Raw genomic sequence first — 25,175 nt, forward strand, 5'->3', positions numbered from 1 at the left:
CGGCATGAGCTGCCCATCGGCATTCATATTGCGGCCAGCCGCGACGATGGAAAAGGAAGGGAATCTATAATGTCAGGTCTGCGTCAGATCGCCTTTTACGGAAAGGGCGGCATCGGCAAGTCCACCACCTCCCAAAACACGCTCGCTGCCCTGGTCGACCTCGGCCAGAGAATCCTCATCGTCGGCTGCGACCCCAAAGCCGACTCCACTCGCCTGATCCTGAACTCGAAGGCTCAGGATACTGTCCTGCATCTGGCGGCCCAGGAAGGTTCGGTGGAAGATCTCGAGCTGCAGGACGTGCTCAAGATTGGCTACAGAGGCATCAAATGCGTGGAGTCTGGCGGCCCGGAGCCGGGTGTTGGCTGCGCCGGCCGAGGCGTCATCACATCGATCAACTTCCTCGAGGAGAACGGCGCCTATGATGATGTCGACTATGTCTCCTACGACGTGCTGGGCGACGTGGTTTGCGGCGGTTTCGCGATGCCGATCCGCGAGGGCAAGGCGCAGGAAATCTACATCGTCATGTCCGGGGAGATGATGGCGCTTTATGCCGCCAACAACATCGCCAAGGGCATCCTGAAATATGCCCATTCGGGCGGGGTGCGGCTCGGAGGCCTGATCTGCAACGAACGGCAAACCGACCGTGAGCTTGATCTCGCTGAAGCCCTGGCTTCCAGGCTCAATTCCAAGCTCATCCATTTCGTGCCGCGCGACAACATCGTCCAGCATGCCGAGCTCAGGAAGATGTCAGTTATCCAGTATGCGCCGGATTCCAAGCAGGCCGGAGAGTACCGCGCGCTGGCCGAGAAGATCCATGCCAATTCTGGCCAGGGCACCATCCCGACGCCGATCACCATGGAGGAGCTCGAGGACATGCTGCTCGACTTCGGCATCATGAAAACCGACGAGCAGATGCTTGCCGAGCTGCAGGCCAAGGAAGCGGCCAAGACGGCCGCCCAGTAACGACCGATATTGGTCGCCTCTCGAGTTGGGGCGCCTGCCAAGAACGGCGCCTCATCAGTGAGGCGTCATCAGACACCTTGAAAGGGGTCCCATGAGCCTGGAATACGAGAATGATGGTGCTCTCCATGCGAAGCTTATCGAGGAGGTGCTATCGCAATATCCCGACAAAGCGGCGAAGCGCCGCAAAAAACATCTGAGCATCGCCAAGAGCGGGGATGAGGCTGGCGAGGAAAGTGAGATCCTTTCCGAATGCGACGTCAAATCGAACATCAAGTCCATCCCTGGGGTGATGACAATCCGTGGCTGCGCCTATGCCGGCTCAAAGGGCGTGGTCTGGGGTCCAGTCAAGGATATGGTCCATATCTCGCACGGCCCCGTCGGCTGCGGCCAATATTCCTGGTCACAGCGCCGCAATTACTATGTGGGCACAACGGGCATCGATACGTTCGGGACAATGCAGTTCACCTCCGATTTCCAGGAGAAAGACATTGTCTTCGGCGGTGACAAGAAACTGGAACAGATCATCGACGAGATCGAGGTCCTGTTTCCGCTGAACAACGGCATCACCGTGCAATCCGAATGTCCGATCGGTCTCATTGGCGATGACACCGAGGCAGTTTCTCGCAAGAAGGCCAAGGAGCACGAAAAGACCATCGTGCCGGTGCGCTGCGAGGGCTTCCGCGGCGTCTCGCAATCACTCGGCCACCACATCGCCAATGACGCGATCCGCGACTGGGTCTTCGACAAGAAGGAAGTCGACTTCGAGGCCGGTGCTTACGACGTCAACGTGATCGGCGACTACAATATTGGCGGCGATGCCTGGGCCTCGCGCATCTTGCTTGAGGAGATAGGATTGCGCGTGGTCGGCAACTGGTCGGGCGACGCAACACTGGCCGAGATTGAACGCGCGCCAAAGGCCAAGCTCAATCTCATCCACTGCTACCGCTCGATGAACTACATCTGCCGGCATATGGAGGAAAAGTATGGCGTCGCCTGGATGGAGTACAATTTCTTCGGACCGTCCCAGATCGAAACCTCCCTGCGCAGCATAGCCAAGCATTTCGGGCCGGAAATCGAGGAGAAAACCGAGAAGGTGATCGCCAAGTACAGGCCGCTTGTCGACGCCGTCATCTCCAAGTACCGGCCGCGCCTCGAAGGCAATACCGTCATGCTCTACGTCGGTGGCCTACGCCCCCGCCACGTCATCACAGCCTACGAGGACCTCGGCATGGTCATCGTCGGCACCGGCTACGAGTTCGGCCACAATGATGATTATCAGCGCACCGCTCATTACGTAAAGAACGGCACGCTGATCTACGACGACGTTACCGGTTACGAGTTGGAGAAATTCATCGAGGGAGTTCGCCCCAACCTCGTGGGCTCCGGCATCAAGGAAAAATACCCGGTGCAGAAGATGGGCATTCCGTTCCGTCAGATGCACTCCTGGGACTATTCGGGACCCTATCACGGCTATGACGGCTTTGCCATATTCGCACGTGACGTGGATCTTGCCATCAACAATCCGGTCTGGGATCTCTACCACGCTCCTTGGAAAGAACGCCCGCCCAGTGGGCGGGCGATAGCTGCCGAATAGACGCCCAGTCCTTGGCCCGGTCTCCCCAGAGAGACCATGAAACCCCGCGAGCTTGTGAGCCTCGGGACTACCGGAAACGTCTCGACTATCTGAGCTGCGGAATGGCGCGGCCAGATTAAAAAGAGGAATACCAATGCCGCAGTCGGCCGAAAAGATTCTCGACCACGCTCCCCTGTTCCGCGAGCCAGAATACAGGCAAATGCTCGCCGAGAAGAAGCTGAATTTCGAATGTCCGCACCCGGATCAGGTCGTTACCGATCAAGGCGAATTCACCAAGACCTGGGAATACCGCGAAAAGAACCTCGCCCGGGAAGCGCTTGTAATCAATCCCGCCAAGGCCTGCCAGCCGCTTGGTGCCGTGTTCGCTGCAGCGGGTTTCGAGCGTACCATGTCCTTCGTCCACGGCAGCCAGGGCTGCGTGGCCTATTACCGCTCGCACCTGTCACGCCATTTCAAGGAACCTGCTTCGGCGGTTTCCTCCTCGATGACAGAGGACGCGGCAGTGTTCGGCGGCTTGAAGAACCTGGTCGACGGGCTCGCCAACACATACCAGCTTTACGACCCCAAGATGATCGCAGTGTCGACGACGTGTATGGCCGAGGTCATAGGCGACGACCTGCACAGCTTCATCCAGAACGCCAAAGACGAAAACTCAGTCCCGGGCGACTTTGACGTGCCTTTTGCCCACACGCCAGCCTTCGTCGGTAGCCATGTCGACGGCTATGACGGCATGCTCAAGGGTATTCTGGAGCACTTCTGGAAAGGCCAGCAGCGCACGGAAACCAAGGGAAGCATCAACGTCATTCCGGGCTTCGACGGTTTCTGCGTTGGCAACAACCGGGAGCTCAAACGTCTGCTCGATGTGATGGGTGTGTCCTACACCTTCATCCAGGACGCATCTGACCAGTTCGACACGCCGTCGGACGGAGAATACCGCATGTACGATGGCGGCACAAAGATCGAAGAGGTAAGGGGGGCACTCGACGCCGAGGCAACGCTTTCGCTGCAGCACTACAACACGCGAAAAACGCTGGACTATTGTGGGCAAGTTGGGCAGGCCACGGCTTCCTTCCATTATCCGCTCGGCGTCCAGGCAACTGACGAATTGCTGATGAAGGTCTCGGCGCTTTCCGGCAAGGAAATCCCCGAGGCAATCCGGCTGGAGCGCGGCCGACTGATTGATGCCATGGCGGATAGCCAGTCCTGGCTGCACGGCAAGAAATACGCGATCTACGGCGACCCGGACTTCGTGTACGCCATGGCCCGATTCGTCATGGAAACGGGCGGCGAGCCGACACATTGCCTCGCCACCAACGGCACCTCGACGTGGGAATCCGAGTTGAAGGAACTGCTTGCATCCTCGCCCTTCGGCAAGGACGCTCAGGTCTGGGCGGGCAAGGACCTCTGGGCTATGCGGTCGCTGCTCTTCACCGAGCCCGTGGACCTGCTGATCGGCAATTCCTATGGCAAGTATCTGGAGCGCGACACGGGCACGCCGCTGATCCGGCTGACGTTTCCGATCTTCGACCGGCACCATCATCATCGCTTTGCGCTCATGGGCTACCAGGGCGGATTGCGCGTGCTGACCACGATCCTCGACAAGATCTTCGACAAGCTCGATCGCGAGACGAGCCAGACGGGCGTGACGGACTATTCCTATGACCTCACCCGCTAGAAGACACGGACCGGCTTTTCGCCCAGGCGGTTCATTGCCGAATTGGCTTTGCGGACTGACGCCATGAGCTCGCTCAGTGCGAAGATCCAGGACGTTTTCAAGGAGCCCGCCTGCGACAAGAACCGCGGCAAGGATGCCAAGGCGCGCAAGCAGGGCTGCGCGAGGGCGCTGACGCCAGGAGCGGCGGCGGGCGGTTGCGCCTTTGACGGGGCCAAGATCGTCCTGCAGCCGATCACCGACGTTGCGCATTTGGTCCATGCGCCGCTCGCCTGCGAGGGCAATTCCTGGGACAACCGCGGTGCAGCTTCGTCCGGGCCAAGCTTGTGGCGCACCAGCTTCACGACCGACCTTACCGAACTCGAGGTGGTGATGGGGCAGGGCGAGCGGAAGCTCTTCAAGGCGATCCGCGAAATCAAGGAAGCGTATGCGCCACCGGCAGTGTTTGTCTATTCGACCTGCGTGACGGCCCTCATCGGCGACGATATCGAAGCTGTCTGCAAACGCGCCGCCGAAAAATTCAGCTTGGCCGTGGTTCCGGTCAATGCGCCGGGCCTGGCCGGCTCCAAGAACCTCGGCAACAAGCTCGCCGCCGAGGCGTTGCTCGACCATGTGATCGGCACGGTGGAACCCGATGACGCCGGGCCGTACGACATCAATATCCTCGGTGAATTCAACCTCTCCGGCGAATTCTGGCTGATAAAGCCGCTCCTCGACCGGCTCGGCATCCGGGTTCGCGCCTGCATTCCGGGCGACGCGCGCTATCTCGACATCGCTTCCGCGCACCGCGCCCGGGCGGCCATGGTGGTGTGCTCTACGGCCCTCATGAATCTAGCTCGCAAGATGGACGAGCGCTGGAGCATCCCTTTCTTCGAAGGCTCCTTCTACGGGATTTCGGATACTTCGGCGGCACTCCGCCAAATTGCTACGCTGCTGGTGAGGAAGGGGGCCGATCCGGAGATCCTGGACCGCACAGAGACGCTGATCGCCGAGCAGGAGGCGATTGCATGGAAGAAGCTTGAGGCCTACCGAGCCCGCCTTCAAGGCAAGCGCGTGCTGCTCAACACGGGTGGTGTCAAGTCCTGGTCGGTCGTCCACGCGCTGGTGGAGATCGGGATCGAGATCGTCGGCACCTCGGTCAAGAAATCGACTGTCGAAGATAAGGAGCGCATCAAACAGGTCCTCAAGGACGACAAGCACACATTCGAGCAGATGCCAGCGCGCGACCTTTACGCCATACTCTCTGGAGGCAAGGCCGATATCATGCTGTCGGGCGGACGCACGCAGTTCCTCGCGCTCAAGTCCAAGACGCCGTGGCTCGACATCAACCAGGAGCGCCAGCACCCGTATGCCGGATATGACGGCATGGTGGAACTCGTACGGCAGATCGACATCGCCATCCACAATCCGATCTGGTGCCAGGTGCGCGAGCGCGCTCCGTGGGATTGCCCGCACCATGTGGAGGATAAACCGCCGGGCAAGAGCAACGACACCGAGAGCGTGCACGCCGTCCGGGAATTCGCTGGCAAGGCGCCGTCCAATTTAATGGACGTTGAGAAGATGCGATGACCCGTATCCTTCCCCAAACCAAATCAGCCTCGGTCAACCCGCTGAAATCGTCACAGCCGCTGGGTGCAGCCTTGGCCTTTCTCGGCATCGACGGCGCAGTGCCGCTGTTCCACGGCACCCAAGGCTGCACCAGCTTCGCCCTCGTGCTGCTTGTGAGGCATTTCAAGGAAACGATCCCCCTGCAGACCACGGCGATGGATGAAGTAACAACCATCCTCGGCGGGTCGGACAATCTGGAAGAGGCGATCCTCAATCTCAAGACCCGCACGAAGCCAAAGCTGATCGGGGTCTGCACCACGGCCCTCGTGGAAACCCGTGGCGAAGATTGCGCAGGCGACCTCGCCGACATCAGGCTGAAGCGGGCGGCAGAACTCGCGGGTACGGAGATCGTCCTGGCCAACACGCCGGATTTCGCCGGTGCCCTCGAAGAGGGCTGGGCCACGGCTGTCACCGCGATGATGGAAAGTATTACGCGACCTGGCGAACGGGCGCGCCAGTCGAAGAAGGTCGCAATCCTGCCCGGGTGGAACCTCACTGTGGCTGATATCGAGCATTTGCGCGAGATGGTCGAAAGCTTTGGGCTGCAATCGGTGATTTTGCCGGACCTCTCAGGCTCGCTTGACGGTACCGTGCCAGACCACTGGGTCCCGACCACCTATGGCGGCACGAGCATCGAGGATATCCGCGATCTCGGCACGGCTGGGCACTGCATCGCCGTCGGCGAGCATATGCGCCGCCCGGCCGAGGTTCTTTATAGGGCGACCGGCGTGCCTTACGTGCTGTTTCAGTCGCTGACTGGATTAAAGGGCGCCGATCAGCTCGTTTCCCTGCTGTCGGCTATTTCTGGCCAGCCTGCGCCGGCAAGTGTCCGCCGCCGGCGGGCGCAATTGCAGGATGCGCTGCTCGACGGACATTTCCATTTCGGAGGCAAGAAAATTGCGATCGCTGCTGAACCAGACCAACTCTACCAATTGGCAACCTTCTTCGTCGACTTGGGCTCCGATATCACGGCGGCGGTCACGACGACCGATATGTCGAAAATTCTGGAAAAGGTGCCGGCGGAGTCGATTCAGGTCGGCGATCTCGGCGATCTGGAAGCGCTAGCGGGCGGCGCGCATCTTCTGGTCACCCATTCACATGGACGCCAGGCGTCGCAACGCCTTGGCATTCCGCTCATGCGCATCGGCTTCCCCGTCTTCGACCGGCTCGGCAGCCAGCACAAGCTCTCGATCCTCTATCAAGGAACCCGTGATCTGATCTTCGAGGTTGCAAACCTGTTCCAGGCCGACCGGCGTGCGCCGACGCCTGAGGAGCTTGATCCATTCCGCAAGCGGCAAACGCCAGGTGAGCCCGATGCGTCGCCTCTCACTCGTCACTGACGAGGTTCACCGTCCGATGCGGGAACGACAAGCAGGCGCCTTGCGGGTGGCAATCGCTACTCAGGACGTCAAGCAGCTCAATGCCCATTTCGGGTCGGCCAAGCGCTTTGTCATCTACGATATGACTCGCGAGGAGTGGGAGCTTGTGGAAGTTATCGAGTTCGACGAGGTCTCCGACGAAACTGGGAAACAACGGGCCGAGCGGGATGACCGCATCTCGCCGAAGGTCGATGCGCTGAAGGGCTGCCATCTGCTGTTTTGCCTGGCGATCGGCGGACCTTCGGCAGCCAAGCTTGTTTCGGCAAAAATCCATCCAATCAAGGTGCGGCAGCCTCAAAGCATTCAAGAGGTGCTGTTTCGCACGCAGACCATGCTCAGGACCTGCCCTCCACCTTGGCTGCGCAAGGTCCTGGCAGAGGCAGGCGTCGCGAAACAGAAACCGTCCTTTGAGGACGACGACTGAAATGAGGAGGCGAAATGACCGACCCTGCGGTTAGCCCTGCTGTCGCCGAAGACGAGGTGGCGCTTGCCAGCCCGTTTCTCCAATCCCTCGTACGGCTTATCCGTGCTCAAGATTCCCACGGGTCATGGGACGGCAAAGCGGACGCTGAGTTGCTGGCCGACTTCATCGTCAGCAAGGAACAGCGCCGTACGATTCCAATCATCGGCGATCCCGATCCGGACGTGCTGTGGAGGCTCGACAAGTTCTACACTGCCGTCGCCCTTGCAATCGAGGAGCGCTGCGGTCTGATGGCAACACCGATGATCGAAATGAGCCATGAGGGCTTCGGGCGCGTGCTTTTCTCCACCGGGCGGCTGGTCGTTCTGTCCAAGACCCTGCGAGACGTCCATCGGTTTGGCTTCGAGACGTTCTGCAAACTTGCCGCGGCCGGTACGAAACTGGTCGACGATGCCATCGCAGCCATCGAAACCTATCCCGAGGTGGCGCGTGCGTAATGGAAACGGGTTTGAGCAAAGGGGTCATGACAGGTCTTGAGCGGCGCGATCTACTCAGCCGATGCGGTCCAGGCCGATGGGCTCATCAGGCAGCGGCGATGAAGCCACTCGTCCTGATCTGTTCCCAAGATGCCGAGCTCTATCTGTTCCTCAGCCACATACTGGAGGTGGACGGCTTCGACAGTGAGCCGGCAGGCGGCGCAAAGGAAGCGCTTGCACTGGCGGACGAACGGGAATTTCAGGCCGTGGTGCTGGACTGCGGGCCAGCGAGCATATCCGGCTCCCCAATCTGCTCCCGGCTCAAACAGCACCCCCGGACCGGCGGTCTGCCCGTTATCGCCCTGATCGCGCCCGGCGCCGAGAACCAGCACCTCAGCCTCCTCAAGGCTGGCATTGATGAGAGCTTTGTGCGGCCGATCGCGCCGGCCAAGCTGCTGGACTGTCTGCGAGCGAAGCTGGCGCTGCCCCTACGGGGCGAAAATGGTCTTGAAAACGGCGGCTGGCTCTCCTGTGGCGGCCTCGAGATGAAGCTCGATGCCCACCGGGTTCGCGGCAACGGCCACGACATTCATCTCGGACCCATCGAGTTCAACGTGCTGCGGCTATTAATCAAAGCCCCCGGGAAGGTTTTCAGCCGGGACGAACTTATCCGGGCGGCTTGGCCGCCCAACATCCATGTCGGTGCACGCACCGTCGATGTCCATATCAGCCGGATCAGAAAAGCCCTTCAGGCGGCTTCGCCCGGCAGCGTCATTCGAACCGTCAGGTCGGCCGGCTACTCCCTCGATAATCCGGACGGCTAAATCACCTGCCAGGTCTGGTCCCACAGCCCTTTCCTCGCTGTGAGCTGGTTCGGCTTGAACTCGGGAGGAAATAGGCAAATGGGTTTCAAAAGCTTACTCTGCGTGACCGGCGCTGACGGTTCCGATCAGGACGTCAGAACTGCCGCCCGCTTGTGTGCCGAAGTCGGCGCGCATCTTTCCGTGCTGATCCTACCGCCTCCGATGCTCATCATGTCGTATTATCCGTCGATTGGAGATGGTGTCCCCGAGTGGCCTGTGGGACGTGGACTGGCAATTGCCCAATTGAACGATCGATTTCGGGCAATCGATCGATTTACACAGGACGTGGCGAGACTGGAAAGACGCTCCAAAGATCTCCAGAAGCTGCTGGGATCCATGTCGCTCTCATTTGACATCGACACCGACTGCTGCGATCCGGCTAGCCTGGGGGAATTGGCACGACAGCGGGCGCGCTGTTCCGATCTCACGATCATCGGACCGGGCCTTCTGAATGACGAGAGTCTCGGACCTCCTGTAGTCAACGGCTGCTTGTTCGATACGGGAACGCCGGTGCTCGTGGTGCCGATGGGGGCTGAGGCAACACTGTGGCCACGGCGCGTTCTGGTCGGTTGGGATTCGCGCGTCGAGGCTACCCGTGCGGTTCGGGAAGCGCTAGGTCTCCTCTGCGTTGCTGAGGACGTTCGTGTCGCCCTGGTCGACCCGAAGGCGAATTACAACGGGAAGGGCGCGGAGCCTGGAGCCGACATCGCTGCCTATCTCACTCGACATGGTGTTCCGGTGTCGGTTGACCTGCTGCGAAGTGCCGGCAAATCGGCCGGTTCGGTGCTTGCGCAGCACGCAATCGACACGTCTGCCGAACTGATCGTCATGGGCGCTTATGGCAGCCGTGGATTACGTGAGCGACTCTTTGGCGGTGTGACGCGATGGATATTCGAGAAGCCGACTTTGCCGCTGTTTTTGGCGCGCTGACTCGTCCGGAGTTGCGACGACGCTGTTCGACGCTCTGCTTCTTCCCGGGTGACCTATTCTGATGCTAGCTGCACAAGAAAGGAGACGGCGAGAAGCCCCTTGCAGGATCTGCACGCGGCGCCACTGGGAATATGTCCCCCTTCTTCAATTGCGCCTGTGGTTCTGCTCACCCGAGATGACACCGCACGCGCAGGGCAGGGAAGATTCCGTCGAATACGGCGGGGACAGACGTCCAGTAGCGAGAATTAGCCTCTGTCTGTCCGCTCGACGATGTCGGACTTGATCAGGAGATCACAAAGAAGAAAGTCGACCATAGCGAACGCGCGGCTGACAGCTGAAAACCAGCATGACATGAGACAACCGAAACAACGGCGACGGCCCGTAGACCGCTACTATCCGCTCGGAAGTTCATGCAGCTGATCGTCCTCAGAAGGTCCCGAGCAGCGATTTCATGTTCGTTGCTGTTCGTAAATTGATCGTTTTTCGATGAAGCGCATCTACGGCAAGAATGCGGGCCACCAAATGCGACTAAGGACTCCATGCCAGATCGCGACGCGAATTCAGGTTCTACCTTCATAACGGCGGCGGCCTTTTAAGAACGGGCTTCCAGCCGACTTGCCGGGCGGCAGGAGTTTTCGCGGGCAGTGCGTGGACCACCACCAACATTGCCCACCATTGCGAAATCGATGAGACCGTCCTGGGGCTTCATCAAACTGCGAAGTGCCAGCCGCGTTCGCCCCGGCTGCGCAATTCTAACCAACTCCGCGCGGCGAAGGCAGACCGCCCGCATGATACAAAGATTCCATGAGGCGACGGGCGGCCGCAGATTTGGAGTGCGCCCCTGAGGCCGGACAGCAACAACATTACGCCACCCTAGTCTAGCTTATGGCCTTGGGAGATTCTGCGATCAAGCCTCACCCAGCTGTTAGCTGGATTCAGTTTGCGCTCGCCACAAGCGGGTGTAGGCGCCTTCACTTGTCACCAGATCAGCATGCTTTCCCTCCGCAACGACCCGCCCCTTTTCTAAGACGACTATTTTGTCGGCCCCACGGATGGTGCTCAGTCGATGAGAGATGACGACGACAGTCTTGCCGTCCCGACGCAGATCCTCAACCACGCGTAGGACAAACGCCTCGCCGACGGAGTCGAGTGATGACGTCGCTTCATCGAGGATCAGGATCTCCGGATCCCGGTACAAAGCACGAGCCAACGCTAGGCGCTGCTTCTCGCCCCCGGAGAGGCGCACGCCGTTCTCGCCGAGATAGGCCTGGAAGCCACCCGGCCAGCGCTCGATCACATCCCCCAGCCCTGTTTGAGCGCAGATGCGATGGATCTTCTCGATGTCCGGCTCGAATTCGCCAATTGCGATGTTGTCGATGACCGATCCCGAGAACACGTCGATCGATTGGGGCACCGCAGCGACGACCTTGCGCAGGGATACGGTCGAGAGGTCTTGGATAGCATAGGGGCCAATCCGGATGTGCCCACCCTCAAGGGGGTAGACATTCTGCAGCAGGGCCGCAAGGGTGCTCTTGCCCGAGCCACTTTCACCCACAACCGCAGTCATTCCCCCGCGGGGGAAGGTGACGCTAAGATCCTGGAAAAGGTCCAGCTGCCCGCCATAGCGGAACGTGACATTCCCCAGGTGGATGTCGCCAATGCCGCATTTGGTGGCGTCGATGCCCCCACCGCTTTCCGGCTCCAGGTCGAATATATCGAACAGGCGATCTGCCGCGATAAAAGCATCCTGAACGACCCGGTTGGTCTGGATGAGGCTGGCAACCGGCCGGGTGACATAGCCCAGCAAGGTATAGCAGGACAGTAATTCGCCGGGTGTGACGGTTTGATCCAGGGCAAGCGTCGTTCCGTACCACATCAGCATGATGGTGAATAGAGTTGCGAGGAAAGTCGAGGTGCTGTTTCCAAAGATCGAGATCAGGCCGGAGCTGTAGACGGAGTGCAGCATTTTAATGAAGCGGGTCTCCATCTTAAAGTTGGCAAAGCTCTCCATGCCGGAGGTCTTGATCGTGGAGACAGCTCCGAGTGATTCCACCAGTTGCGTCTGCAGTTCGGCAGCGCTCACCATCACAGCGCGCTGGCGGCCCCTATTCAGCCGGTTAATGGTCCAATAGACTGAGAGGTACAAGGGGATGGAGACCGCCACGACCAAGGCGATCTTCCACGAGTAGAGGAACATCAGCCCTAACGAGAACAGTATCGTTAGCACGTCGACGAACATGTTGATCGAGACGTCGTTCAGGACGCTCCTGATCTTCACCGCGTCATTCATGCGGGAGATGATTTCGCCCATGCGCATGCTGTCGAAGAAGTTCTGAGGCAAGCTCAGGATGTGATTGTAGTAGCCGAGGATCAGCTGGACGTCGATCTTCTGCCCCGTTTGCAGCACGAGCCGGTTTCTGAGGAGATCGACCAGGATCTGCACAACCAAGATCAGCAGCATGGCGACGCTCATCAGGTTGAGCAGATTGCGGTTGCCCCCTGTAATCACATGGTCGACGATCTTCTGGACATAAATGGCCGTCGAGAGGCCAAGGATCGTGGTCACCAGCGCCCCCACGAGAGCCTGCGACATCGCAGCCCTGTGTGACGCAAGCAGACGCGCGAATCGAAGTAGTGGTGAGGTGGTCTCGTCGCCGCGCTTGAAGGTGTCTGCAGGAGCCAGGAGCACCAGGGCGCCAGTCCACTGCTTGTTGAATTCCTCGTGCGCTAGTTTGCGGATTTCACCATAGGCTGGGTCCATGATGATGACCCACCTAGCATCGATCGCCTGGATTACGACGAAGTGGTGCAGGACCTCGTTGACGATTACATGCGCGATCGCCGGCTTGGGGATCTTGTATAGGCTGTCGAAGCCACCCTTCACCCCCTTGGCAATAAAGCCCAGCTTGCGTGCCGCTTCCATTAGGCCCAGCACAGTCGTGCCGGAGCGACCGGTCGAGGCATACTGCCGGATCCGCGGCAATGGCAGCTTGTACCCATAGAAGGCCGCCACAGAAGCAAGGCAGGTCGCCCCGCAATCCGTGATGTCGCGCTGCTTGAACTTGATGACTTTGCTCGACATGGTGACTCGGCTGGCTGTTTGGAAATGTCGGATCAGTGTCCCGCCAAGAGCGGATTGAGCCAATCATCGATCTCATTGTAGAGGAGTTGCAGGAGAGTTTGGTCGCCCAGGAGGAAGCGGGCCCGCACGGTCATCCCTTTCTTCAGGTGACCGATCGCCCCGTGCTTGAGGGTGAGATGGCGACGAGACAGCGCGCAGCGGACCAGGAAAACCGGGCTCCCGTCATGGAGAGAAAAGTCCTCCGCCACGTTCAGCACTCTCGCGTCTATGAGACCCCATCGATTGGGGTTGAATGCATCCACTTGGAGATGCACCGACTGGCCTGGGCGCACGAAACCGATATCGCTGGGCGAAACGTGGATTTCCGCCACCAATTCACCGTCGGGCGAAACCCAAGCGACCGTTTGCCCGGCCTGAACATAGCTGCCTGGGCTGAGAGCTGTGAACTGCTGGAGAGCGCCTGCCACGGGGGCGCGAATGCGTGTCAGATCCCGTTCGTTCTCCAGCTGATGCAAGTCGGCCGTGAGCTCCCTGCGCCGTAGGTTGACATCAAAAAGCTGCTGGTTCCATTCGGCGGATTTGCGCCGCGCGAGGATCTCGCCCTGAACCTCAATTGTCTGAAGGGCGAAGGCCTTTTCCTCGACGGCCTTTCCGGGCGCTACAGCAGCGGAGAGCAGTCGCTTAGCACGCTCGAGTTCCGCGGCGGCATTACTGCGGGCATATCTGTTCTCCCGCAGCAGGTTGAGGAAATGTGCGTGTTCGGCTGTGGCGGACGCGGTCAAGAGGCGGATCGGGTCGTCGGCTTGCGTACCGGAGGAGATCAGGGTTTCGAGGTCACGGGCAAGATCGCTCTTTGCGCGAAGATCGCCTGTCAGCGCCCTGAGCTTTTCCTGAATAACTTCATCATCGAGGGCTAGGATCTCTTGCCCCTGGGCAACCAGATCGTTTTCAATTGCAAAAATGCGGGAGATGCGTCCGGAGACTGGTGCGACTAGGGGCGTCTTCTCAACGGTGGGTCGAATAATACCGGCACTTTGGAAAGATAGCATTACGGTGATGAAAGGCAGCGACGCCAAGGCCGCAGCCACAGAGAGCACGATAATCTTGTAGATGATCAAAGCTCTCTCTGATCCTCGAGAAAGGATGCTCTCTGCAGTGCAGTTGGCGAGCTCAGGAACAAGTGAGATAATGATGCCGATCTCGCTGGTTACAATGATATTGGTCGACGATGTTGCCAATCATCCACCATGTCTTCGGCGCGTGCACCAACGAATCCTACCGCAGAACCTAAGGCTATGAACCAAAGACCACCGGAAGTTGACGATCCCGCTTCTCGGGTTTGGCGCGGTCAATCCGTATACTGATGTCTCGGTATTCATTGGTTTCCTTTTTCAAAACGATGAATGTCGGCCATCATTCTGCCGCTTGGCAGCACTCCCCCGCGTCGAATGGCGGCGATACCCATGCCGACCACGCAAATAGAGGCCAAAAAGGCGTTCTGTAGCTTTATTCCCAATCCAACTGAGAGTGCGTCGGCCGAACATCACGCTGCCGGCAAACCCAGGCGACAACTACATGGAGATGACCGAGGTCAAACCCAGAGCAGTCTCGAATAAAATAAATCTGTTAATGATGCTTAACATATTCTATCACGGCTGCGATACCAAGACCTATCGCAGCAACTCCGCCAAATATTGCCGACGCCAGCCAGAACCACCCTCCGGACGTTTCGCATGCTTCTTCGCGCGTTAACTCGGTCACACCATATTCTTGCATATTGGTCTTCATTTTTTCTTTCCTAGAGCTTGAAATCACGGGATGAAACAATAGCTGCACCTTAGCGGCGTGTGCCGCCGCACAAGGAGATCATCAAATGCCGTGCCAACTGTACAGGAAACTCCAAACAGCGCTTGCGCATCGTTAGAGGCTTAGTTGCGAACGCGGCCACACATCGGGCCGCACATCACCATGTCGCGAATTCGACAAACTCGACAAACCCGACAACAGCCTACCAAAGTCGTTCTGATCGTCTGGAGATGCTCTCTTCCGTACACGTAGGCTTCATTGTTCCCGTAGAGAACAGGCACATCAGTAACGATGCTGTCGGCCGGCAGATCGCCGGTCCTCCTCTCATAGAGCCCAAGAGAATGAATCCGTGATGCCGGTCGGCGGCGTGTGGTGCCAGGCAAAGAGGACCTCAAAAAGACATCCCAATCCCACGGGGAGCGTCTTAGAACCCTGTTCAGCAGATTCAACGGCTACATGGAGTGCGCGCGTGTCACCAGCAAAGCATCGCGGATGGCGGACCCGACAACCGGAAAACTACCAGAGGACTAAGTCGTCGCGTTGGGTTGGCAATGAGGTCAGGACCCGTATGTCGGACAGTGGCTGGACGGCCTTTGCAACCGAGGCTGTGTCCACTGGGCCATAGTTGCCTGCCATGACGCAACTCGACCGATCGGCCGCTTGGGCCTTGCCCGGCGTACGGTTTACCCCTCACTGTCCGATATCGGTCAATTTCCTTGTGGCACGCTAGATGCAGGGGTCCTTCCGAACACATCAAGGATGCCTCCTATGATCAGGCCCACGGAAGAATGCTATCGCCGTATTCGAGACCGCGCCCTCGCGAATCCCCAAGCTGCTCAAACGTCGGCGGCTTATGTTGGAGGGAGCGACTGCGCCCGATTAAAACACGGGATAAGCTTGGAAAGCATCTCGCTGACCGAGACGCGATCATTCGAAGCGGGCAGCGGGCCGTCGATCGCGCCGCCCCACACCTCGCCGACATGAGTGTCGATCTCATCACTATGCTGGGATCCATGGGCTTCACAGCTAACCACTCGAAAGCTTCTAGCAACTCCAGCGGCGCGGAGGAGAATGCCCGTGTGGAGCGTAAACCAAGTGGCCGATATTCGCCCCGATCATCGCCTGATTGGGAAACACCTTCACGAGCAGAGCAAGTAGAGCTCTCTTGCATTGGAGTGGGTGCCGGGCCGTCTAATTTGAGCCTTGCGTGTCAGATACACGAGCAAATTGGGCAAGGGGCCTTGTTCCTGGATCGGCAAGTCGACTTCCGCTGGCACCCAGGCAGCGCATTCGATTCCTCGGAGCTCCAGGTCAGCCATTTCAAGGATCTGGTCACGCTCGTGAATCCGCGATCAGCCTACACTTTCATAAACTACCTGCACGAGAACGGGCGTCTCTACCATTTCCTGAATGCACAGTTCGAGGCCGTGCTCAGAGCTGAGTTCGAGCAATATCTGAGCTGGGCCTTCCAAAGGAACCCGCTTATCCGGGGCGGCCAGACGGTGCGCGAAATTCGCTTTGACGGCGAGTTTCGGGTGCGCACGGATAACGCGGCTCTCGGCGCCAGAAACGTCGTGATCGGCATTGGCAAGCAGGCGAAAGTTCCGCCTCAGTTTAAGGGGTGGACTGGACGCAATCTGTTCCACTCATCTGAATTACTGCACATCCACCCTGAGGTGCACAAAAAGCGTGTCTGCGTGGTCGGCGGGGGACAGTCGGGAGCCGAGGTGCTGTTGCATCTTGTCGGCCTGCCGGAAGAAGGGCGGCCTGCCTCAATCACTTGGGCCTCGCAACGCGAAAACTACCTGCCCCTCGACGACAGCCCGTTCACAAACGAGTTGTTCATGCCCTGCTTTTCGGATCGTTTTGCGGCTATGAGCGTGTCACACCGCAGGCTGTTCCTGCGGCGTTTTATGCTTGCTTCGGACGGCATTTCTGAAAGCACTTTGCGCGCTGTTTATCGGGCGCTGTACCGCCACGCATTTCTTGAGCCAAACCGATGCGCAATCGCACTGCGGCCGGGCTGCACGGTCTTGCACTGCACCAATGCCGGCGCGGCTCACAGGCTGACCCTGCGGCACGGCATGGACGAGTTCGAAGAAGTCACGGCCGAGATCGTCATCCTGGCCACCGGTTACGAGAACGCGATACCAGCCTTCCTGGAACCGATGGCGCACCGGCTGGAAAAGATCGACAATGAACTGGCCATTGGCGACGATTTTTCGGTGAGCTGGGACGGACCGTGTGACAGACGCATCTTCGTACAGAACGCGAGCCTCGGGCAGCGCGGGCTGGCTGATCCGAATCTAAGCCTACTGGCCTGGCGAGCGCGTCGCATCCTCGACAGCCTTCTGGGGCGCGCGCCGCGCGCCGACTCTGAGCATCCCGGCTTCATCAGCCCTACCTCCGTCGACAGCTGGTTCGACCCCGTTGCAGAAATGGGCGGCGGGATATGACCCGCCGACTACGGATCATCAGCGGTGGCATCCAAGGAACGATGTCGTCCTTCGCCGTAGCGAAAGCCGGAGCCTTCTCCGAAATCATCGCAACTGACCAGCTGGACTCAGCGGCCCATCTCATGACTCCGCGAGCGAGCATTTCGCCTTCGGCCGCAAAGAACCTAGCAGGTCGCTCACTCGAAACTGCGCAGTGGCCTTGGTGGTCATTCCTGGGTCGACGCTAAGCGGAGGGTGCCGGCCCGTAGCAGTGGGCGTCGTGGCTCATCGGTGGAGCTCATGTCGCGGATGTGCCGGCCCTGATCGCCCAGCCCCAATGGGACCCGTGTCGCAGAAGTTTGTGTGGGGCACGGCTTGCGCTGGATCAGATCGCACGAAACGTCGCCTACCGAGCAGCCGCATCATCAATAGCATGGTCGGCCGTGTACCCTTCAGACGTACCGCCCCGCAGACGTTTACAAGCCTCGACGATCCCTCCCGTGAGGAGGGACAACAAAGCCCTGCAACATACCCGGAGCGGAACGTGCTTAGGACCGCCGCCCCAGATGCCGTGGAGTACCGTCTGCGTCGATGCACAACCTGACCCGAGCCCGACTGCCATAAGCGGGATGTTAGACCACCGTCCTACGAACAGGAGGCTTTTCGTATGTTGACTGACGCACGAAGAGAAAAGTGGCATAGGGACGGCTATGTCAGGCTCGAAAGGTTTTTCGATGCCGTGGCTGTGGAATGCATTTCCAGTTTTGTTGAAGACGTATCACGCTGGGAGGTCAGCGATGACAAATGGCTCATGTGGTTCGAGAAGACGACGGATAATCGAAAGATCACCTCGAAGGCCGAGAATATTCTCGACTTCCATGATCCATTGCGTCATCTGCTCCTCGACGATCAGCGCATAGAGGCTGCCGTCGAGGAGCTGCTTGATGAACGGTCGCGCAGGCTCAAGGAGTTGCTGATTTTCCACTATCCCGACAGCGGCGGCTATCGCCCGCATCAGGACATCTATCACATTCCACACGGACTGCCCGACCGGATGGTCCATGCGGTCGTTGCGGTAGGCATCGACGACTCCGACCCGGACAACGGCGGGCTCTTCTTCAGCCCCGGCAACCACAACAAGGGAGTATTTCCCATGGATGCCTGTGGCGTGATTGATCCTGAGGTCGCCGAAACGTTCTCCTGGGAACCCGTAATATGGAAGGCTGGCGACATCTTCATCTTCGACGATTACGCACCGCATTACTCGCAACCGAACAAGAGCAATCGTTCGCGGCGGACGCTCTACTTGGTCTTCCAGCGTGCTTCAACCGGTGGGCCGACCCGCGCCGAATATAATGTGCTTAAGCGCGCCGTTAATCCGCCAGAGGGCAAAGTGGCCGATCTAGACAATCTCAAGCCGCCAAACGGCATTTTCTATCGCGATTGAACTCACGCAGCTAGGCGAGGCATGCACAGGAAACTGATCGGCTGCTCAAAATGCGGAGAGCATTGCGTTTTCGATTGTGGGCTGCTGGAGCTGCGCCGCAGCCGTCACGGCTTTGGCACGACGATTGTGGGGTGGTCGCCGGGCGGTCTTCCGTGACGCCTAAAACCGTACTGGAGTGCCCGTCCTGGCCCGCCTGGGGGCTAGAGTTGGATTATTCTGGCGGGAGCGCCAACGGGTCCGGGCTGCCGCCTCTCTTCGTGACTTGCGGCAGAGGCTTTGCGTTGGCGGCCGAAGATACCACTGCTTGAATAGCTGAGGTTCGTTATGCGCAAATCCACGTTTTCTCGAACGGAACTGTCGCGGGCGTTCGGTATTGACGTGGCCACGCTTGGAACCGGAAGCGCGGGCACCGGATTTTCATTTGGCAAGGTGGCACCGGGCGTCACATCCGAGCTCCACCGGCACGACGAAATCGAGGCTTTCGTGGTCCTGTCTGGAGCGGGCTAGGTCAGGACCGACCTGGGCGAAATCTTGATCAAATCCGGCGATATCGTTCTGTTTCACCCTTTTGAAGCATACTGTGCAACGATGGGGACGAAGATCTAGAGTTCGTGGATGTCTACTGGCGTGACGGCAAGGCCGCCCTGGATGCCGCTGCACAGGTGGCGGCTCCCGGCCGGCCGATCTTCGTCTTCTCCACGCCGCCGACGCCTAATGGCGATCTGCATCTGGGGCATCTTTCTGGTCCATATTTGGGTGCCGATGTCTACACGCGTTTCCTGCGCATGAAGGGGGCCGAAGCCTACCACCTGACTGGGAGCGACGATTACCAGAGTTACGTTGTGACGCGTGCCGATGCCGATCAATCGACGCCCGAAAAGGTGGCTCGCCACTACGCGGACGAGATTCGCACCACGCTTAGTCTTCTTGACTGCGAGGTCCACAGCTTCCTACACACGATGGGCGATGCCGCTTATGGCGACTTTCAAGCTGCGTGTTTCCGCAGTCTTCTGAGCAGCACGGCGGTAGATCAGAGCCAGAGCCCTGCGCTGTTTGACGCCGTTATAGGCGATTACCTTTATGAATCGGATGTAAGCGGCCTCTGCCCCGATTGTGGCGCCTCCGCTGGTGGCAACATCTGCGAGGAATGCGGCGCGCCGAACCTATGCCACGACCTGGGTGCAGCCCGGTCACGGCACTCGACCGAGGCGCCGCTGGTCGGCTCCGTGCGCCGCCCCGAACTTGCTCTGGAACGGTGCTATGTCAATTTAGACCGGCATTTAAGGGCGTCGGGCGCCCCCGTTCGGATCATGGACCTCTTCGCGCGTCTACGCCAACGCGGCGACTTTTCCGTGCCCATTACCCACCCCTCGAACTGGGGCCGGCCTGCCGAAGGGCTCCCGGGGCAGGTGATCTGGGTCTGGCCGGAGATGGCTTTCGGATTCCTTTACAACATCCAGACGCTAGCTCGCATGATTGGGCGCGACTGGAATGCGGCGATGCCCAGCAATGACTGGCAGATTGTCCATTTCTTCGGTTTCGACAATTCCTTCTACCACGCGCTACTCTACCCCGCTGTTTATGCCGAGGTGTTCTCCCACTGGACCCCGCGAGTCCGGTATCACGTGAATGAGTTCTACCTGCTCGATGGGCAGAAGTTCTCGACCAGCCGCCGCCATGCGGTCTGGGGTAAGGAGGTTCTGGGTCCAAGGACAGTCGACGTCGTGCGTCTTCATTTGGGCCTGACACGCCCGGAAGGTGAGCGGACGAACTTCACGCTGGACGCGCTACACCGCACCGAGAATGAGGTGTTCCAGGGGGTCTGGCTGAATTGGCTTGATGCGCTGCACCGGGAAATCAAGCAGGACTTTGGCGGCTGTGTGCCCGACGCAGGCGACTGGGCTCCCACAGATCGCGCTTTCCTTGCTCGGATAGAGAACCATCGCGCAGCGATGGAACGCACCTATTCGGACGATGGCTTCTCGGTCCGTCGCGCGGCCGTGCAGGCCTGCGATTTCGTGCGCGATTGCGTAATCTACCGTCAGGCGCAAGACTATGCAGTGGCGCGAAGTCTCTATCTCGCCCGCACCCGGACCTGGCTCGCGCTTCAGGCAACGGCCGCTGCTATCCTTGCGCATACACTCGCACCGCTGATGCCCCGATTTGCAAGCACGCTAGCGCGTGGCATCGATGGCGTCTCAACCAAAACATGGCCCACGTCCGTGCGGCGACTTGCGCCAGGGACGATCTTTGATCTCGGACCCGTGCTAGCGTTCTATGCAAGTCAGAAAATCCTAAATGACCAGCGAGCATATGAGCTACCCGAGCCTCGACCGGAGGTGCGCGGCAATCAAAGCCGATGAGGACAAATGTCTTTACTCGCTGCCGCTGGCGCCCGAAAGCCGCTACCAAACTCTTGAGACCAGATTGGCCAACTGAACCAGCGAATCGTTGACGCCGAGCTTCCAGTCCTTACTGCTGCAAATGCCGGCGTGGGCTCTGCGCTGAGCAACCGCTCCGGCATTGGGGTGCCGTCCGAGTGCCGGTCAAATCAGCCATGGGTCGAGGCACTGGAATCTGCAACGCTGCTCAACCTCTGTGATGAAAATAGTGGAAGGTGCATGCGGCATCCGCCGTCAAAACAGCATACGCACTCCGGCAGCTCGCACTCGATATGCCCGGCCTCATCGACCCGGCGCTGTTCGCTGTTCTAAGCGATTTACGCACCAGAGATGCGTGTCCAAAACCTGACAGCCGGCAGAAAACATGTCGGGATCGAAACAACCGTCCTCTTGGCTCTGTTCGACTTATCGAAGCCAATAGAGCGTTTGCAGCGTGCCAGGCGCGCTGGCACGGCCTTTGCTCGTTTAGGGGCGGCGATGGTGGGTTGACCCGCATGAGACCACGCAACAGGTGTGATGGCCTCCCGTGTGTTCCGTTCCTGAGGGTAGTGCCAGATCGCTTATGGACGCCAACGAGGTCCGGGAAAAGCTTTTGGAGAACAACATGGTGTTGCGTATCGAGTCCCCGGCTCCTCAGATCAAAGTCAGCAACTGGCTCCGTGGCAAGCCCCTCGCGAACTTTCAACCCGGCAAGGTGTACCTTGTTGAGTTTTGGGCGACCGGGTGCGGACCTTGTGTGGCGGCGATGCCCCACCTGATGCAGCTACAGGACAAATTTAAAAATAGCGGATTTGAGGTGGTCGGAGTCGCAGCTAGCGAAGATGGCCCGACCGCGGAGGAGACGCGGACGAGCTTGGATGCTTGGCTGGTTCAGAGATTCCCCAATTTAAATTATCGGATTGCCTTCGATTACACAGGCGAAATGAACAGGCTTTGGATGAAGGCGAGTTCTTCTCTCGGGATTCCTGCCTCGTTCCTGGTGGACCGCGACGGCCGCATCGCATTCATCGGCCACCCATCGGAACTCGATGACGTTTTACCCAGAGTTATAGGAGGAAGCTGGCGCAGCAGCGACGAAGCGAAAGCCGCCGACAAAGGGCGGATCGATGGGAACCAGCGCACAGCGCGCGAACTGGCGCTGACCGAACCCATATACGCCAAACTCCAGCCGGCGGTGCAGGCGCAGGAATGGAAGGCGGCACTCTCGGCCGTCGAAGAAGGCCTCGCTTTAATGCCAGACAATTACGGGTTCCGGCATACTCATGTGGATCTTCTGCTTCACAAGATGCGCGACATGGAGACCGGCTTGCCAGTTATGCGCCAACTAGTCGACGACGCTATCGATAAGAAGTTTGAGGCCGTGTCCTGGATGGTAATGGCCCTGAAGCAACTCTTCGATCCCTCGACGAACAACTCCCATCTTCCCCCTGCTGAGCGCTTCGCGATGGGCAAAGAGCTGTCTGAACAGATTTTGGCACTGAGTTCCCCACAAGGCGACGGCCCCCTCAAATTTGTTTGGTACGTTCCGGTCGCTCAGTATTACTATGAGCGTGGCAACAAGGTTCGCGCGATCGAGCTGATCGAGGTTGCGCTGAAATCGCTCGACCTTCCGGAGCCAATGCCGGACCACATCAAACAGTACTACCTTACCCCCTTGCTCCAAGCCTTGGCCAACTACACGGGTGAGAACGCCTCTTACGCGGATCTCTGCGTGGTTCCACAAACTAAGGCTCCGGAAACTCAAACCGCAGCCGCCTGATGAGCAAAGATCACAAAGGAATACGTGAATTGAACCTGGTCGATTTCTGCGGCGGCGCCGGCAGGAAGTATGCCCCAAGCATTAGAGGCGGGATCGTTTGCTGCAAATAGGCTCAGACATTAGTGACCCACAAGCGGACACGGCGTGGAAGAGAAGTTCGAGCCGTTTTGCCACGTCTTTGAAGGCATCTCAGTCCAGGACGGGTTCGAGATCGGCCATGAAGACCTCAATTGCCCTGAATCGGGTCCCCCACGCGAGCCGCCGGTTGCGCAGGTGTGCCCGAACTCAGCGTACCCGAAAGCAGAAATCCTCCGTTGCGGACGAGGACTGGAATTTGAGGAAACGAAATTTCTCACGGCGCCTGGCCTGCCGTCAACAACGAGCGCCTTGCCCTTGTTGGAGTAATTCTGGAGGTTTTCCGATGCTCAGCAGTCCCAGGGCTCATGCAAAGGAGATCGGGGACCGAGCTGCTGGCCGGCTTCATCATTCACGGAACTGCGCCGCAAGTCCGATCATTCGCAATCCGGATCCGGATGTGGAGGCACTATGTTTTCATAGATAGCGATCGAGGTGAGCTCAGGTGTGATGAAACTAACATTGAAAGTTTTTGGGCCTCTGGCTCTGCTTTTCGCGGACGGCAGTTGTTCGTTCTGTCGAGGCGTCCGCCGGTTGGCATTTCCGGGAAGTCGCGGACGGAACCAAACTGGTCGATGATGCGACTGCAGCTATTGTAATGTCGAGCGGGCGTGAAAGACCGATTTTCGAGGAAGGATCATGTCGAACTTGGATGAGATGGTGAAGAAGGTCCGAAAGCTTCAACTGCGCGCAGCAATTGCTAAGACGAACCTGCGTGACCTGGCCGAAGGTCTTCCGGTGAAATGGACTGAGATAGAGGAAGTGGCCGAGAAGGCGCACGCCGTCTATGCGGAGCTGCACGGTGCCAGGAGAGAGCTCACGAAAATGAAGAGTTTACAGTGAGAAGCGCATTCATCACCCGCGACGGCTCCAAATGGATGCCGGAATATCTAACGACTATAAATGGCAAGATCTGTATCGGCTGCGGGCGCTGTTTCAAAGTCTGCTCGCGCGAGGTCATGCATCTTTACGGCGTCGATGACGCGGGTGAAATCCTCGGCGCCTGCGACGGCGGTGACGACGATTTCGACGGTGAGCTCAATCGCATGGTCATGGTTGTCGACTATGCCGGCCGCTGCATTGGCTGCGGAGCCTGCGGCCGCGTCTGCCCAAAGAACTGCCAGACCCATGTCACGGCCGACCAGATCGCAGCATGAGCTGCATGATTTGACGAGACAAAATCAGGAGAACGGCATTGCGCTTCATCACCTTTTGTCGGCTCCTCGGGCTGGTCCTGTGCTGCAACGCTGTGACGGTTTACTTCGCCTCGCATTCTTTCCGTCTAGCACTCGTCACGACGCTGGGCTGTTCGCTAGTTCTTCAGCTGGGCTATTTTGCAAGTGTGCTCTTTCTGATTTGGCGATGCAGGTGCGCTGGCAAAGCCGGGCAAGGGGCTGAGCTTTTCGATAGGTCCCAGGAAGTTCGGTACAAGTCGCGCGACGATGAGCACATGAATGAAACTCAAGATGTGCCACAGCGCAATCAAACGCTCGGCATATCGCTGCTCCTTCCTTGAGGCGCCGTAACAAGATCAGAGCTCAGATTCGTCACTTTGTTCAAGTTGATTATTGAGGTCATGGTTCCCTGGAAAAGTCGAAGGCGACGGCATTCTCATGGTTCTAACGCCAGGTACGCACACAACCCACGAACACCCTTGCGGGTGCGCTCTGGTTCAGGCGTAGGTTGATACTGAGAGGCACGTTAGACGTTGTCCGATAGCCGACAATGTCGGGTACGCAACGGAGAGGAAGCTGACGCTCGGGTTTTTCTAGCGCTTTTTGGCTTGGCACGGTACCTGCTCGCTATCGCGGATTGAGTGGTCCCATCGCCACGAAAGTCGCTAGCTTACGCCACCTCCCAAGGCGAACCCAGCCCGGCAGGCAGCTTCGTCTTTGCCGGGCATGCATTTCAGACGTACTCGCGTTCAGAACTTCAAATCATGCGGCGCAATGCCCGGCCGAAGAGGATTGCGTCGAATATGGAGGCCGTTCGAGGACTCTCCGATGTATGGCCGGAGCGCGAAGGGAGTGTTCCTGTGCCCATGCGGGGGGGGCACGCTCAGCGTGTTCGTCGACATCCGTCAATTGTGTCGGCTTTGTCGGATTGACGACACAGCCTTGGTTGGACGGCATCTTGGACGTTTTTGGCTAAGCCGCTGAAAACAAATGTATAATCCCTTCCCCTTACACCGTCATATAGATTG

General features: G+C 58.7%; 20 protein-coding genes. 17 read left to right on the forward strand and 3 right to left on the reverse strand.

The window, feature by feature from the left end; genetic code table 11:
* The first annotated feature begins 69 nt into the window (after window positions 1-69).
* From nifH to AC0L3E_RS31860, 9 genes are all read left to right on the forward strand, one after another.
* Window positions 70-963 carry a nitrogenase iron protein gene (gene nifH, locus AC0L3E_RS31820; RefSeq protein ID WP_404926324.1) on the forward strand — a complete coding sequence of 298 codons (894 nt, stop codon included), beginning with the start codon at window positions 70-72 and terminating at the stop codon, window positions 961-963.
* Window positions 964-1,054: 91 nt separating this feature from the next.
* On the forward strand, window positions 1,055-2,557 hold the full coding sequence (gene nifD / locus AC0L3E_RS31825; protein ID WP_473606526.1) for a nitrogenase molybdenum-iron protein alpha chain: 1,503 nt from the start codon (window positions 1,055-1,057) through the stop codon (window positions 2,555-2,557).
* 133 nt (window positions 2,558-2,690) lie between these two features.
* Complete coding sequence (nifK, locus tag AC0L3E_RS31830) at window positions 2,691-4,232, forward strand: nitrogenase molybdenum-iron protein subunit beta (protein WP_473606527.1); 1,542 nt, start codon at window positions 2,691-2,693, stop codon at window positions 4,230-4,232.
* Between the two features lie 63 nt (window positions 4,233-4,295).
* Entirely contained in the window at window positions 4,296-5,798 is a 1,503-nt protein-coding gene (gene nifE, locus AC0L3E_RS31835; RefSeq protein ID WP_473606528.1) for a nitrogenase iron-molybdenum cofactor biosynthesis protein NifE, read from the forward strand.
* The gene (nifN, locus tag AC0L3E_RS31840; RefSeq protein WP_473606529.1) at window positions 5,795-7,177 is read left to right on the forward strand and encodes a nitrogenase iron-molybdenum cofactor biosynthesis protein NifN; all 1,383 of its coding nucleotides are present in this window, start codon (window positions 5,795-5,797) and stop codon (window positions 7,175-7,177) included. Before nifE ends, nifN begins: the two co-directional genes overlap by 4 nt.
* Window positions 7,143-7,640: a nitrogen fixation protein NifX gene (gene nifX, locus AC0L3E_RS31845; protein ID WP_473606530.1), complete on the forward strand. Its 498-nt coding sequence runs from the start codon at window positions 7,143-7,145 to the stop codon at window positions 7,638-7,640. Before nifN ends, nifX begins: the two co-directional genes overlap by 35 nt.
* 14 nt (window positions 7,641-7,654) lie before the next feature.
* Window positions 7,655-8,134 (forward strand): NifX-associated nitrogen fixation protein, encoded by a 480-nt coding sequence (locus tag AC0L3E_RS31850; protein WP_473606531.1) that lies wholly within the window; start codon window positions 7,655-7,657, stop codon window positions 8,132-8,134.
* Between the two features lie 98 nt (window positions 8,135-8,232).
* Window positions 8,233-8,937: a response regulator transcription factor gene (locus AC0L3E_RS31855; RefSeq protein WP_473606532.1), complete on the forward strand. Its 705-nt coding sequence runs from the start codon at window positions 8,233-8,235 to the stop codon at window positions 8,935-8,937.
* 78 nt (window positions 8,938-9,015) lie between these two features.
* The gene (locus tag AC0L3E_RS31860) at window positions 9,016-9,906 is read left to right on the forward strand and encodes a universal stress protein (protein WP_473606533.1); all 891 of its coding nucleotides are present in this window, start codon (window positions 9,016-9,018) and stop codon (window positions 9,904-9,906) included.
* Between the two features lie 925 nt (window positions 9,907-10,831).
* On the opposite strand, the gene AC0L3E_RS31865 is transcribed toward AC0L3E_RS31860, so the two are convergent.
* The 3 genes from AC0L3E_RS31865 to AC0L3E_RS31875 all read right to left on the reverse strand — a co-directional run bounded on the left by AC0L3E_RS31865 (window position 10,832) and on the right by AC0L3E_RS31875 (window position 14,776).
* Entirely contained in the window at window positions 10,832-12,988 is a 2,157-nt protein-coding gene (locus AC0L3E_RS31865; protein ID WP_473606534.1) for a peptidase domain-containing ABC transporter, read from the reverse strand.
* A 32-nt stretch (window positions 12,989-13,020) separates the two neighbouring features.
* A complete protein-coding gene (locus tag AC0L3E_RS31870; RefSeq protein WP_473606544.1) occupies window positions 13,021-14,106 on the reverse strand; it encodes an HlyD family secretion protein in 1,086 nt (361 codons plus the stop codon).
* A gap of 508 nt (window positions 14,107-14,614) precedes the next feature.
* Window positions 14,615-14,776: a hypothetical protein gene (locus tag AC0L3E_RS31875; protein ID WP_473606536.1), complete on the reverse strand. Its 162-nt coding sequence runs from the start codon at window positions 14,774-14,776 to the stop codon at window positions 14,615-14,617.
* Window positions 14,777-15,969: 1,193 nt separating this feature from the next.
* Between AC0L3E_RS31875 and AC0L3E_RS31880 the strand changes: the two genes are divergently transcribed.
* The 8 genes from AC0L3E_RS31880 (at window position 15,970) to AC0L3E_RS31915 (ending at window position 24,488) form a co-directional block, all read left to right on the forward strand.
* The gene (locus AC0L3E_RS31880) at window positions 15,970-17,250 is read left to right on the forward strand and encodes a lysine N(6)-hydroxylase/L-ornithine N(5)-oxygenase family protein (protein WP_473606545.1); all 1,281 of its coding nucleotides are present in this window, start codon (window positions 15,970-15,972) and stop codon (window positions 17,248-17,250) included.
* Window positions 17,251-17,896: 646 nt separating this feature from the next.
* Window positions 17,897-18,676, forward strand: coding sequence for a phytanoyl-CoA dioxygenase family protein (locus tag AC0L3E_RS31885; protein WP_473606537.1), 780 nt, complete (start codon window positions 17,897-17,899; stop codon window positions 18,674-18,676).
* Between the two features lie 611 nt (window positions 18,677-19,287).
* Complete coding sequence (locus AC0L3E_RS31890; protein ID WP_473606539.1) at window positions 19,288-21,039, forward strand: class I tRNA ligase family protein; 1,752 nt, start codon at window positions 19,288-19,290, stop codon at window positions 21,037-21,039.
* A 643-nt stretch (window positions 21,040-21,682) separates the two neighbouring features.
* The gene (locus AC0L3E_RS31895; protein ID WP_473606546.1) at window positions 21,683-22,837 is read left to right on the forward strand and encodes a TlpA disulfide reductase family protein; all 1,155 of its coding nucleotides are present in this window, start codon (window positions 21,683-21,685) and stop codon (window positions 22,835-22,837) included.
* 144 nt (window positions 22,838-22,981) lie between these two features.
* Window positions 22,982-23,242: a hypothetical protein gene (locus AC0L3E_RS31900; protein ID WP_473606540.1), complete on the forward strand. Its 261-nt coding sequence runs from the start codon at window positions 22,982-22,984 to the stop codon at window positions 23,240-23,242.
* Between the two features lie 369 nt (window positions 23,243-23,611).
* The gene (locus tag AC0L3E_RS31905; protein ID WP_027162749.1) at window positions 23,612-23,815 is read left to right on the forward strand and encodes a CCE_0567 family metalloprotein; all 204 of its coding nucleotides are present in this window, start codon (window positions 23,612-23,614) and stop codon (window positions 23,813-23,815) included.
* Window positions 23,812-24,129, forward strand: coding sequence for a ferredoxin III, nif-specific (gene fdxB / locus AC0L3E_RS31910; RefSeq protein WP_404926336.1), 318 nt, complete (start codon window positions 23,812-23,814; stop codon window positions 24,127-24,129). The genes AC0L3E_RS31905 and fdxB overlap by 4 nt, the downstream gene beginning before the upstream one ends.
* Window positions 24,130-24,221: 92 nt before the next feature.
* Window positions 24,222-24,488: an exopolysaccharide production repressor protein gene (locus AC0L3E_RS31915; RefSeq protein WP_473606547.1), complete on the forward strand. Its 267-nt coding sequence runs from the start codon at window positions 24,222-24,224 to the stop codon at window positions 24,486-24,488.
* Window positions 24,489-25,175 lie beyond the last annotated feature (687 nt).

The sequence above is a fragment of the Mesorhizobium sp. WSM4822 genome, assembly GCF_055811155.1.

What these genes read in the sequence shown, in the direction of transcription:
- nifH (WP_404926324.1), top strand. Translation starts at nt 70, where the DNA reads ATGTCAGGTCTGCGTCAGATCGCCTTTTACGGAAAGGGCGGCATCGGC.
- nifD (WP_473606526.1), top strand. Translation starts at nt 1,055, where the DNA reads ATGAGCCTGGAATACGAGAATGATGGTGCTCTCCATGCGAAGCTTATC.
- nifK (WP_473606527.1), top strand. Translation starts at nt 2,691, where the DNA reads ATGCCGCAGTCGGCCGAAAAGATTCTCGACCACGCTCCCCTGTTCCGC.
- nifE (WP_473606528.1), top strand. Translation starts at nt 4,296, where the DNA reads ATGAGCTCGCTCAGTGCGAAGATCCAGGACGTTTTCAAGGAGCCCGCC.
- nifN (WP_473606529.1), top strand. Translation starts at nt 5,795, where the DNA reads ATGACCCGTATCCTTCCCCAAACCAAATCAGCCTCGGTCAACCCGCTG.
- AC0L3E_RS31850 (WP_473606531.1), top strand. Translation starts at nt 7,655, where the DNA reads ATGACCGACCCTGCGGTTAGCCCTGCTGTCGCCGAAGACGAGGTGGCG.
- AC0L3E_RS31855 (WP_473606532.1), top strand. Translation starts at nt 8,233, where the DNA reads ATGAAGCCACTCGTCCTGATCTGTTCCCAAGATGCCGAGCTCTATCTG.
- AC0L3E_RS31860 (WP_473606533.1), top strand. Translation starts at nt 9,016, where the DNA reads ATGGGTTTCAAAAGCTTACTCTGCGTGACCGGCGCTGACGGTTCCGAT.
- AC0L3E_RS31865 (WP_473606534.1), bottom strand. Translation starts at nt 12,988, where the DNA reads ATGTCGAGCAAAGTCATCAAGTTCAAGCAGCGCGACATCACGGATTGC.
- AC0L3E_RS31875 (WP_473606536.1), bottom strand. Translation starts at nt 14,776, where the DNA reads ATGAAGACCAATATGCAAGAATATGGTGTGACCGAGTTAACGCGCGAA.
- AC0L3E_RS31885 (WP_473606537.1), top strand. Translation starts at nt 17,897, where the DNA reads ATGTTGACTGACGCACGAAGAGAAAAGTGGCATAGGGACGGCTATGTC.
- AC0L3E_RS31895 (WP_473606546.1), top strand. Translation starts at nt 21,683, where the DNA reads ATGGTGTTGCGTATCGAGTCCCCGGCTCCTCAGATCAAAGTCAGCAAC.
- AC0L3E_RS31905 (WP_027162749.1), top strand. Translation starts at nt 23,612, where the DNA reads ATGTCGAACTTGGATGAGATGGTGAAGAAGGTCCGAAAGCTTCAACTG.